Source organism: Chryseobacterium sp. ISL-6 (genome assembly GCF_018613715.1).
In the GTDB taxonomy this organism is placed as follows: Bacteria; Bacteroidota; Bacteroidia; order Flavobacteriales; family Weeksellaceae; genus Chryseobacterium; species Chryseobacterium paludis.
In genome coordinates this window covers 260,572-273,129 of the sequence record NZ_JAGGPT010000007.1, presented here as the reverse complement: position 1 = coordinate 273,129, position 12,558 = coordinate 260,572, and the positions used below count along the sequence as shown (strand labels likewise).

Sequence of the window (12,558 nt, the reverse complement as noted above, 5' to 3'; positions counted from 1 at the left end):
TTGGCTTAATGACAGGCACTATATCCTGTAATGCCCAAAATCTTCCTTTAAGTAATGCATTATCAAATATTCCTAATAATGCTTATGTTTTAAAGATACTAATAATGGACTAACTCCATACATGGGCAACTATAAAGCCAATTATGGAGGAAATGAAATTACATTATTTATTACAAAACAAGAAAACAAGTTAATTGATTAGGGCGATCAAAAGTTCTATAGAGATGCTCTAATTGTAAAATATATCGTAAAAAATTCTTCAGGTACGATTTTACAAGACACTACAAATAATAATACAGACATTGATTTTCATAGTACTAAAATTAAATCTACTCAAAGTTCGATAATATTTTTTTACAGTGGAACAAACTGCTCTGTAGGCTGGGGTGATGTTTATTTAAAAAAAATTAATGCTACTCAAATTTCTTGGGAATATCGTCCAAATGATGTAGTCACCACAGCAAGTAAATGTTCACCAACTTTAGATACAACTATTTATCTACCAGAAACAAAAGATTTAATATTTACAAAACAATAAAACTGGTTAGTTTTAATTCTAACTTAAAAAACCTTTATCAACTTTGGTAAAGGTTTTTGTTTGTAACCAGAAGCAGAAAAATTATTCTTGAAAGGAGTGGGAAGAAAGTAGATACAGCGAACTAAAAAATTACGGAAAGAAACGGAACAAGGAGGGTGATAATTAAGAAACAATGATTCCACCAATTTGAAAAGACTTATAATACGACATATTCTGTCGCTATGCTATCCTAATTTTGTACTGTATAAAACGTAACCGTTTGAAAATGAATATAAAAATATGATGAAATTCATATTATTTTTTTTTAAAGTAAAATTAATAAGTATTAAAAAGTGTTAAATTTGCAGGCTTTGAAAAATCAATTAACTAAAAACATAAATAGATGAAAAAACTCTACATTGGTGCTTTTACTATGTGCACAATTTTGAGCTCAGCTCAGGAAATAGTCTGGGAGAAAAACATTAAATCCAGTACACAGGATTTTCTTAGTCAGGTTACGACAACCATAGATCAGCAATATCTGATTACGGGAAGTGCTATTCAGGGAGGTAGCCTTCGAGAATCTCAGGCTACATCGAAACAGAATAATGGATACGATTTTCACTTGGTGAAACTGAACCAGCAAGGAGATCAGGTTTGGGAGAAATACTTTGCAGGAAATAATCATGATTATCTTTCTTCAACTGTAACAACGCAGGATGGAGGATCGCTTATTTCAGGAACCACTTTTTCTGGAAAATCATTAGACAAAAAAGAAGATTCCAAAGGTGGATCAGATATCTGGCTCATTAGAATCAATGAATTTGGTGATGAATTGTGGCAGAAAACTTTAGGAACTTCTGCTGATGAAGAAGCCAGAGCTGTTATTCAAACAATCGATCTTGGATTTTTTGTGGCAGGTAATGTTCAAAACTCACCTAAAGGTTACGGATCAAAAGATATCTTAATCATTAAACTTGATAAAAACGGAAAAGAAACCTCACAACTTATTTTAGGTGGGAAAGGGCTTGATGAAGTTGAAAAGATGATTCCAACGAAAGATGGTGGAGCATTACTGGGTATTTATTCAAGAAGTAATGCTAATGGATCAAAGCAAACTGAAAATTTTGGAGAAGGTGATTACTGGATCATCAAACTCAGTAAAGACGGAAAAGTAGAATGGGAGAAGAACTATGGTGGTAAAGGTGATGATCATTTAAGAACATTAGCACTAACATCTTCAGGCTATATCATTGGCGGAGAATCAAGATCTGAAAGATCAGGAAATAAAACTGTAGGAATTGAAGAAGGAACTGATGTTTGGCTAATTTCTTTAAATGAAAGAGGTGATGAGCAGTGGCAGAAATCTTACAATTTTAAGAACAGAGATGTTTTAATGGGAATGAGCGCAATTCATTCTGCAGATGATAAAACAAAAGGAATTCTTTTAGGTGGTTATACTCAGGCAGAAGGAAGAATAGAAGCTGATGATGAGAAATTCTGGATGCTATATCTGGATCAAAACGGAAATGAACAGTGGAGGAAACATGTGGCAGGGGAATCCAGAAAGAGAGAGGAAAGATTATCTGATATCAAACTGAACAGAGATGGCTCAATCATCTTGGCAGGAACCAGTGCAGAGGAATTAGGAAAAGAGAACTGGAAGATTATCAAACTAGGTGACAAACAATTGGATCAGTTAATAGAGAAACAAGATATTAAGATCTATCCTAACCCTGTATCAGATTATGCTTATGTGGAAATTGGTTTTGATTTCAAAGACGCTGATATCACTTTGTATGATATGGGTGGGAGACAATTGCAGAGTTTGAAGACGAAGAATAAGGTAACAAAGATCAATACACAGCCATTGATACAGGGAGCTTATCTTGTTGTTATAAAAACGGATACTAATAAAACAGCTAACGCTAAACTCATAAAGAAATAAATTAATAATGAGAAAAAAGAATATTTATAAAATTTTATCCATAGTTGGGGTACTATTTTTTGGAATTTTGAAAAGCCAAAATGAACCAATAGAACTTCAAAAGAATGATTACCTTACTAATTCTGAAACTAATTTTCATAGTGGTATTCCTAACATAAATTTACCTCTTACTAATTTCCCGTTAGCATCTAGTATTAATGTTGGAGTGTCATTATCCTATTCAACAGAAGGAGCATCTGCATATAAACTTATAAGTGATGTAGGAAGAGGATGGAGTCTTCAATATGGCGGAAATATTTTTAAAAGTAAGGTAAAAGATGAAAAAGACTATGAAGATAGAAATAATTCTACAGAGGCTATTTCAGAGGTTTACTACTATAACTTTTTGGGAAATAGCGGAAGATTTTATATAGATAAAGATCAGACCACAAATAAATTAATTGCTGTACAGATACAGCCTTCAAAAAATAAAATAACAGTTGCTAAGGATGATACCAAACCAAATAAAATCTTATCGTTCTCTATTACTGATGAAAATGGAAATAGCTATTTATTTGACAAAGTAAATATTAGTAAAATTCGTGTTGGACTTGATTCATCAATTCCAGAAGCACCATTAAATACTAAACTTGTTAATACTGCATTTTTATTATCTACAATAAAGGATAATAAAAATCAACAAGTAGCATCGTTTGAATATGAGATCACTACAGAATTAATTACTCAAGCAATTGGAACTTTGCAGGAGTACAAAATAAAAAAGATTAATATCAGTAACCAGGGGAGTATTGAATTTAAATACATATCTAATCCTACCACTCATTCATTGAAAAATAAAGGAAATATTGATTGGTATCAAATGGATAAATTGATAGTGAAGGACAAAAACAATGTAATTGTCAGCCAATATGCCTTTTTACATACCATTTCTGATAGAAATTTTTTGGATGAACTTGCCAGTTTGGATAAAGATAATAATGTTATTCAAAAACATTCTTTTGAGTACAATAAATTAATTGCAGTAGGACCTGATATGGTAAATAGTGTAGATGGCTATGGGTATACCAATCTATACAATCCTTGTAGTCTAGATAACGGAGCTTTAATGAGGCCCAATTCGACCAATCCCAAAACAGTAAATATAAATACATTAAAAAGTATAAGTCTGCCAACCGGAGGAAGAATTGAATATGAGTTTGAAAGTAATTCTATAGATATAACAGGTCGTGCTTTGGAGGACTATTGTCTGTATGGTACCTGTTATGAATATTATGATGTTGATAAAATTTACACATTAGATTTTGATAGCTATAAAAATTTCTCTAATTATAATCTGAATTTACCATCAGGTTATACTCGTTTTTTTACAATTTTTAATTATTCATTGTATCCCTACCCTCCGCATAAACCAGATGTTTCGGATGAAATAGTTTATGACTTGCATAGAGTTGATAATTCCATAATCACTTCTGAGCCATATTTAAATTCGGCAAATGGTTTTGTGTGCCCTGATATAAAGTCTTACAGTTTTGTTAGTCCGGTAGAAATAAAAAAAGTTTCCTTCGTTGGGCCAAGAAGGGGCCAGGGAAAGTTAGAATTCTATGGAGTTAAAGGAGTAAGAAAACATAAAAATATATTTGGTTACGGATTAAGAATTAAAAGTGTAAAAAATTATGATGCTGGTTCAACAACACCATCTAAGTGGATGAAGTACGAATATAATAGATTTTCAGATCCTTTAACTTCTAGTGGAGAAACTATTGAAGAAGATTTTATGGGTAATCCAACACTTTTAGATGAAAATGTAAAACCTGATAAAGCAATAGGATACGCTAATGTCAAAGCTATTAACATGTTAGATAATAGTTATACTAAATACATTTTTTATGATGCAAAAGAATTATTCGATTTATCAGGGTTAAACTATACGTATATAGACTTCGGGAGCTATTTAAGAAGGATGGGGCTGTTCAAACAGAAAGAGGTGTATGGGATAAGCAATAATCTATTACAAGAAACTGGATTTTCATACCAATCTGAAACCTTACCAATCAGTAATATTAAGCATGATGGTGTAGCTGTACAAAAAACTTTTATTAAAAAAGAAACTAAAACGGTTAAAGACTATATTAATGGTAATAGCCAAACAGTAATAAATACAGTTGAAAATAATTATGAAAATCAATATAATAATCTTATATATAGTAAAGAAACATTGTATGATGGGTCAATAGTTGAGAAAAACTTCAAATATGCAAAAGAGAAGAATATTCAAAAACTGATCAATGCCAATATGGTAGGAACAGTTTTGGAGACTGAAGTAAAAAATGATGGGAAGGTGATCAGTAGAATAGAAACTAAATTAGATGATGCTTCTACACTCTATCCAACTTCAACATTAATGTATAATGTCCCAAACCAAAGTTCTTTTAAGAAAATTGCTTTTAATAATTATGATGATAAAGGAAATTTAAGAGAACTTTTGGCGGAAAATGAAATTCCAACTGCTACTATATGGGGTTATTATCAAACCCAGCCTATTGCGGAAATTGTTGGCGCTACATATGCATCGGTTTCCAATCTTACTTCAGTTAAAGCCGCTATCACTGCATCAAATGCAGATGCTGATAATCCTGCCAACGAGAATGCGCTACTTCTAGCATTGGACAATGTGAGGAAAGATATTGCTTTAAAAAGCTATCAAATCACTACTTATACCTATGATCCCTTGATTGGAATTACTTCTAAAACGAGTTCATCTGGAGCACGAGAAGCTTATGTTTATGATTCATCTCATAGGTTATCAAAAATTCTGGATAAAGAAGGAAAGACTTTAAATACTTACGACTATCATTATTCTCCGCCACTTTTTGCCAATGATGAAATGGCTCAGGAATACAGAAGTAATAATTGTAGCCCCGGATTTCTTCCTCAAAAATATATGTATACTGTTCCAGCGAATAAGTATTTCTCATACGCCAGTAAGGTTGATGCCAATCAGATGGCTTACAATGATGTTCTTGCAAATGGACAAAGTGTAACTAATCAAAATGCAGGATGTGTACCAATGGCTTGTACGGTTGTCAAAGGATATGATATTGCAACATTAAACAGCGCATCACTTACAATGCCTAATACATCCAATTTTAGGCTTCAAATGAGCTTTCCATATGACAGTAGTCTTACATGGGCGGTTGGAAAGTCTGTAGGGATAATAAATGGGAATTGTTTAACATATGTTGCAAATAGTTTTGGTGCTAGAGTTATTAATTATGGTGCGTGGAAAATTACGATTTATCAAAATGGGAATATTGTAGCTCAGCTTACAACAGGTTCTTCATCAATTCCAAATGGAACAATTGTCAATTTCGATCTTACGCTACCGATAGATCCTTTTTAGATTATTAATTACGAAGAAAAATCATGAAAAAAATAATATTTATTGGAGGATTATTACTAGGTTCAGTCCACGTGATTGCACAAAGTATAGCTCCATCTACTACAAAAAATTATATATATACTAAAGGCTGCTTAGATGCAGACTGTACTAAAAAAGCAGAAAGCGTTCAGTATTTTGATGGAATGGGAAGATCTAAACAAATTGTTGCCATTAAGGCTTCACCTTCCCAGAAAGATGTAGTTACCCATATAGAATACGATCAGTATGGAAGACCTACAAAGTCTTATTTACCAGTTCCTCAAACGGGAACTCAAAATGGAGCCATCTATGACAATCCTCTTAATAATGCAGTAAATCCTGATATTTATGGAGCAGAGAAAATTTATTCTGAGCAGATTATTGAAAATGCTCCGTTAGATAGGGTTAAGCAAAGCTTTGGTACTGGAAATGCATGGTCAAGTAAACCTGTAAACTACAGTTATAATACCAATACTTTAGCCAATGAAGTAAAAAAATATACTATTTCCACAACATGGGTCGAAAACAGGACGGAGTCTCGTTTGGATTTTTCAGGCTATTATTCCGTGAATAACCTTATAAAAACTTCTGTGAGCGATGAAGATGAAAATACTGCGATAGAATATAAAAACGGAAAAGGACAGACTGTGCTTATCAGAAAAAATGATGGTACGAAGGATGTAGATACATATTATGTTTATAATGAGTACAACCAATTAGCTTATGTAATCCCACCTTTAGCGTCAGTCTCTACGACCATTTCATCATCTGCTTTAAATAATCTTTGCTATCAGTACCGTTATGATGATTTGGGAAGGCTGGTTGAAAAGAAAATACCGGGTAAAGGTTGGGAGTATATGGTTTATGATAAGCAGGATAGATTGGTTTTAACACAGGATGTCATATTAGGAACTGTCAATAACAGCTTTAATAAAAAAGGTTGGATGTTTATCAAATATGATAAATTCGGAAGGGTGGTTTATACAGGATTCTTTGGTAGTACGTCAACAAGATCAACCCTCCAAACACAAATCAATACTTTGTCTACCAATTTGGTAAATAATGAAGACAGAAGTACGACTCCGTTTACATTAAGCGGAATGGATGTATATTACACCAAAAGTGCTTTTCCTACAACTGGTATGACCCTATTAAGCGTTAGTTATTATGATACCTATCCTCTTGGCACACCAGCTATTTCTTCCCCAATTTTGGGTCAGGATGTATTATCACAGGATGCACAAAATTCTTCAATTAGTACAAAATCACTACCAACAGCTTCTTATATAAAGAATATTGAGGATGACAACTGGACGAAGAGTTTTGTTTGGTATGATACAAAAGCAAGACCCATTGGAAGTCATTCTATCAACCATTTAGGGGGCTATACTAAAACAGAAACTCTATTGGATTTTGCGGGAGTTCCACAAAAAACCAATACTTACCATTTAAGAAAAACAGGCGAATCTGGAGTAACGGTAAAAGAACGTTTTGTATATGACCCTCAAAATAGATTGATTCAGCATTTTCATCAGGTAGATGACAAGGCAGAGGAGCTTTTAACTGAGAATACATACAATGAACTTTCCCAGGTAAAAAATAAAAAAGTGGGAAACAATCTTCAAAGTATAGATTATGCCTACAATATCAGAGGTTTGCTGACTGATATTAATAAAGACCAAATGGGAGTTGCCAATTTGGGAGGAAAATTGTTTTCGTATAAGATTAAATACAACCAAAAACAAGGTATTGAAAATCCTGATACGGTATTGTTTCCAAATAAGAACGTAAAGGCAAACTACAATGGGAATATTGCAGAAGTAGATTGGAGAACGGTAGAAACCATCGGAGTAAATCCATCCATGACACCAAAAAGATATGGGTATGCTTATGATAAACTGAACAGGCTTTCAGCAGGTTATTATCAAAATCCAAATAACGCCTACAGTAAGGAAAATACAGAATCACTGGATTATGATTTAAATGGCAACATCTCAAAATTGTACCGGACATCTGTCATTCAAAGCGGAAACCCTGCAACAGTAATAGATAAATTAGAATATATCTACTCGGGAGGAGATAATAAAGTAACCAATATCAAAGATTTATCCAATAATCCAACCGGATATCAGGGTGGTGGAAATATCATTAGTTATGATCTCAATGGTAATATGATCGATATGCCAGATAAAGGTATAGATGTGATTAAGTACAATTATCTTAATCTCTCTAATTCTGTCCATTTAAATAGAAATGGTATTGAGGATATTAGTATTAATACAAAATACAGTGCAGATGGAACAAAGCTGAGAAAAGAAAATATCACGACTATTACAAATTTTACAGGGTTTACAACCGTAAAAACCACTATTGATTATCTGGATGGCTTTCAATATTCAAAGGTTGAAAGTCCTAATACAAGCGGAGGCGGAGATCCGGAAATGCTTTCTTCGTTGATGATGTCAAAAAGAGCCATGCAACCGGAGGCCTTTTCAATAGATGAGCAGAAAACATCGAGCACTGTAAATTTAAAAACAGATGATTTGCAATTTTTTCCAACATCTGAAGGGTTTTATGATTATATAAAAGATCAGTATATTTACCAGTACTTCGATCATCTTGGAAATGTGAGGGTAAGTTTCGCAAGAAACAGCGCAGGAGGTCTTGAAATTACGGATTCCAACGACTACTATCCATTTGGGATGAACCATTTAAAGACCGGAAATTCTTTTTTCTCTCCTAGTGCCTATAAAAGTTACAAATTTGGAAGCAAAGAACTACAGGAATTTGGGGCTTATGATTTTGGAGCAAGAATATATATGGCAGATATTGGAAGATGGACTGCCTCTGATCCAATGGCTGAACAAAATCCCAGCCTTACCCCATACCGTTATGGCTTTAATAATCCCATCATGTTTACAGATCCAAATGGAATGCTGGAGCAGGCTTTAATAGATAGAATGTGGAGTCTAGGTGCAACTACATGGTACAATACAGGAGATGGTTTGGAAAGTGAAAGCAATATCAAACTAGGGTATGATGGAAGTTATCTAAGTCTCAATACTTCCCTTGATCCTCAGGGCGGTGGCGGAACCAATAGTTCTGGTGAAGCATATATCAATATACCCGCAATAAATCTTATAGGAGAGCATTTTAAGTGGGGCCAAGCTTTTCAAGATACTTTTAACGCTTATATGAGTAAGTGGAATGCGAAAAGTGATTTTGCTTGGGACAGATTTGTAAATGCAGGAAGATATGCTGATGGTCCAATTAAATATATTGGAGGAATTAAAGATCCTTTCGGAATATGGGAAGTTTTGGGAATGGCTATATCTGCTTCGGATAATAAAAATGTGCAATTAGCAGCATTGCCTCTTCTTGTAGTTACGAAAAATGGAGATGATGCTTTAAGGATTTTAGCAGCCGAAAAAGGAGCTTTAAGTAATGCTGGTCCTTTGAAAAATATTAGTGGTAGTTTGAATGAAGCCGCCTCTTTAGCAAAAAATCAGCAATATGGATCAAATAAAAATATTTTTAGAAGAGTGGCTAGAAGTGAGCAAGATGTTCAAGCTCTAAATGAAGCACAACAAGGAATGGGTAGAAATCTTAATTTAAAATTAGGAGACCCAAGATATCAGGGCTGGGAAAAGTGGCATCATAGTGTTGGTAAAAAAGGAGGGAAGTCTGTCGTTCACTATTTACGAGATCCAAAAACTGGAATGTTAACTGATTTTAAATTTAAATAAAAATGAAAGTAAAATGTATTAGTGCCACCATTTCGATTGAAAATAGCTCAAATGCTATAATTGAATGGGCAAATAATTCAGAAATGGAAATAACTATAGGGAAAGCCTATGCTGTACTTGCTATTTCAAAATACTTTGATACCATTTTCTATTATATAATAGGAGACGAATCGGACAGTTATCCACTTGCTTTTCCAAGTAATTTATTTCAGATAATTGATCATAATATTTCTAAATATTGGACTACCTCATTGAATGAAGTGAGAGATCCTCAAGACTTAGAAATGGGAAATGGTGAAATTATTAGCTTTAAAGAATGGACTACAAAAGGAGATGAATTTTATGAAAAGTTATTAGATGAAGAAGAAAAAGAAGTTAAATTGTTTGATATGTATCGAGATAGGATCTTAACGGAAATATAAATCCACTTTCATTAAGGAAAGTAATTACAAATGAAATATTAAGAAATATTCCAGTAAATACTCTACTTGTAATTTTACACTTTACGTTATTTATAATCAGGAGGGAACATTTTCCTTCCTGTTTTTTTAATTACTTGAAATAATTTATAAGAATCAACAACAATATCAGATAGTCATTTTTTATAATTGAATGTTTTGTTTTTTAGTTTCTCTTTTAAACACAGAAATATGAAGAACATAATGAGAGTTTTGAGACATCTATACCCCACACTGGCTCATTTTCATTTACCACAACAAGTGTTTTGTCATTGAGATCAAATTTCTCCAAGAAACAATAGTATAGAACACGAGGAAGTACTATGGAACTTCTACGTACCCGTTCATGTAACAAAAAGCGTAAATAACAAGCATCTTTTACCTTCGTTAAATTGATGTTCAGGATCTGGTAGTACAGCTGTGAAAATTGGATGGGCAAACTTTGGAGCTAATATGTAATAATATTTATGCATCTTTTGAAGGTGGAAGAGGAATAGAAGGAGTATACAATGATAGATATACTAATTGAGCTAAGGTTCTTATCCTAAGCTGGATGGGTGTTTTTATTGATGTAGAAAATAATAGGTTTATTGCGCCACAAATTTACTATAGTGATGGAGAGTGGATTTGGCCATCATATTTAATATATTATTTAGAAAAAGATGTTTCGTTTAATTTAGGAAAAGATTTTATTGATAATTTACAAGAAAAAGGCTTTTTAATGAAAATTATATCAAAAGAAAGGCTGAGTGAAATTGAAAATACTTTTTGTGAAAAGTTAGAAAAACATTTATAAAGATTTCAATAATTGTAAGATAATAGATACTATAAACATTACCTTGTTGTCGCGAGCTCAATGCTATTAACTTAATGGGATAACATTTTGATTTACATTTATTTACCCATGCTATTGCATTCTATGATAAAAGCAAATAGAATATCAACATTTATAAATTGATCCGAGAAAATACATTTTCTTGGATCTTTTTTTATGATCTTTAAAAGTTAAGTGAGTCTGAAGAGGTTTTATAACAGAATCTTATGAATGGAATATAGTAGTGTAAGAAATTACTATAATGATGATCAGGAGATTTTGGAAATAGATTTAAATTTGTAATATGAGAGTGGGCAACGAGCGTGACGCTCGCGCCAGCGTGGGAGAAATTATGAAAGGAAAACTAGGTGACACCCTGAAATATAAACATAACAAAAAAATGAAACATAGTCATAAGCATGGTGACAGTAGTACAGTAACTGAGGTTCATTATGATGAGAATATACAAACAGGACAAAGATCAGGATTTAAAATTAAAGATGGGACAAATGCAAAGAGTAGAGGACATCGATATCCATAGAAATTAAAAAATTAAAAAATGAGAATTAAATATATAAAAATAGATAATCCAGAAAATGTCAAGTATAAAATCAACTGGCAAATACCATATGAACGATTTCCTTTAACCATTGGAGAAGAATATACTGTTTATGCAATAGAATATACCAATGAAGGAACTGTCAATTTTTTTATTATGGATGAAGGAGGAAGCATTTACCCATTTAATTACCCTTCAGAATTTTTTATTATTACAGACAATAGAATGTCACAATACTGGGTTGGCTTTACTGGTGTGGAAAAGTATCCTATAGATCAACCTACATTTCCTAATCTAATTACTTTCAATGAATGGAAGAATAATAAATTCTTTGAAGAAGAAATGATGGATGATATTGGAAATGCAAATACTATTTTTAAAAAGTATAAATTTTTAATTGATAATGAATTTCCTGATAATCGACTACAAAAAGCTATTTCCGTTGGAGACAACTGGGTGATGTGTGTCAACTGCGATGACTCTTGGGAAACATTTAATAATCAAGGGATAATAGAGTGTCCAAAATGTTACACTAAACAAAATAATCCATACTATATTTAAAATTGTAATCTATTTTAGTATGAGCTTTTTATATTTGTATTAATTAAGTAATATAAGATATTATTTTTTTATAGATTAAAAGCATTTTAAAAATCCCTACAAAAATATAAATATAAGTTACAAACAAACACAGAAGCCAGCCTTTAGAAGTTGGCTTTTGTATTATTTAAAGTAGAGATATTTATAGAATGCTAGTCTATACCTTTCTTAAATATAATAATTCATTAAAAAGAAATAAACGAGAAAGTTGGTTAAAAAAATGACAGATCGTTATAAAAAAAGTTTAGAAAAACTGTACAAATTTTCTAATGAAATTTTGCTTTTAGATGAGGTTATTTTAGATTCTCTTATCGAAAAATTAGAAGAAGAAATATGATTTAAATTTCCCGAAGATTTTAAATACATAATTAAAAAACATAATGGAATTACTTTAGCTGGTACAGAAGTTTATGGATTATCTTCGAAGTTAGAGGGCAGATCATTAGATAAGGTTTACAAATTTGAACATTTTGAAGTTGAAAACCCGATGCCTAAGAA

The 12,558-nt window shown here is 32.3% G+C and carries 7 protein-coding genes; all 7 read left to right on the top strand.

From position 1 onward, the window contains the following. Positions 1 to 920: 920 nt before the first annotated feature. The 7 genes from J7E44_RS16935 to J7E44_RS16905 all read left to right on the top strand — a co-directional run bounded on the left by J7E44_RS16935 (position 921) and on the right by J7E44_RS16905 (position 12,021). Positions 921 to 2,465 carry a T9SS type A sorting domain-containing protein gene (locus J7E44_RS16935; RefSeq protein ID WP_214831592.1) on the top strand — a complete coding sequence of 515 codons (1,545 nt, stop codon included), beginning with the start codon at positions 921 to 923 and terminating at the stop codon, positions 2,463 to 2,465. Positions 2,466 to 2,472: 7 nt separating this feature from the next. Then, positions 2,473 to 5,865, top strand: a complete 3,393-nt coding sequence (locus tag J7E44_RS16930; RefSeq protein ID WP_214831591.1) for a DUF5977 domain-containing protein — start codon at positions 2,473 to 2,475, stop codon at positions 5,863 to 5,865. Positions 5,866 to 5,888: 23 nt separating this feature from the next. After that, positions 5,889 to 9,629 (top strand): DUF6443 domain-containing protein, encoded by a 3,741-nt coding sequence (locus tag J7E44_RS16925; RefSeq protein ID WP_214831590.1) that lies wholly within the window; start codon positions 5,889 to 5,891, stop codon positions 9,627 to 9,629. A 2-nt stretch (positions 9,630 to 9,631) separates the two neighbouring features. Continuing rightward, positions 9,632 to 10,051, top strand: a complete 420-nt coding sequence (locus J7E44_RS16920) for a hypothetical protein (protein ID WP_214831589.1) — start codon at positions 9,632 to 9,634, stop codon at positions 10,049 to 10,051. A gap of 589 nt (positions 10,052 to 10,640) precedes the next feature. Next, positions 10,641 to 10,883 carry a hypothetical protein gene (locus tag J7E44_RS16915; protein ID WP_214831588.1) on the top strand — a complete coding sequence of 81 codons (243 nt, stop codon included), beginning with the start codon at positions 10,641 to 10,643 and terminating at the stop codon, positions 10,881 to 10,883. Positions 10,884 to 11,205: 322 nt separating this feature from the next. Next, positions 11,206 to 11,442: a hypothetical protein gene (locus tag J7E44_RS16910; RefSeq protein WP_214831587.1), complete on the top strand. Its 237-nt coding sequence runs from the start codon at positions 11,206 to 11,208 to the stop codon at positions 11,440 to 11,442. 18 nt (positions 11,443 to 11,460) lie between these two features. After that, positions 11,461 to 12,021, top strand: a complete 561-nt coding sequence (locus J7E44_RS16905; protein WP_214831586.1) for a hypothetical protein — start codon at positions 11,461 to 11,463, stop codon at positions 12,019 to 12,021. The last annotated feature ends 537 nt before the right edge of the window (positions 12,022 to 12,558 follow it).

Coding starts and splice junctions, on each gene's coding strand:
- J7E44_RS16915 (WP_214831588.1), top strand. CDS start 10,641: ATGGGTGTTTTTATTGATGTAGAAAATAATAGGTTTATTGCGCCACAA.
- J7E44_RS16905 (WP_214831586.1), top strand. CDS start 11,461: ATGAGAATTAAATATATAAAAATAGATAATCCAGAAAATGTCAAGTAT.
- J7E44_RS16935 (WP_214831592.1), top strand. CDS start 921: ATGAAAAAACTCTACATTGGTGCTTTTACTATGTGCACAATTTTGAGC.
- J7E44_RS16920 (WP_214831589.1), top strand. CDS start 9,632: ATGAAAGTAAAATGTATTAGTGCCACCATTTCGATTGAAAATAGCTCA.
- J7E44_RS16910 (WP_214831587.1), top strand. CDS start 11,206: ATGAGAGTGGGCAACGAGCGTGACGCTCGCGCCAGCGTGGGAGAAATT.
- J7E44_RS16930 (WP_214831591.1), top strand. CDS start 2,473: ATGAGAAAAAAGAATATTTATAAAATTTTATCCATAGTTGGGGTACTA.
- J7E44_RS16925 (WP_214831590.1), top strand. CDS start 5,889: ATGAAAAAAATAATATTTATTGGAGGATTATTACTAGGTTCAGTCCAC.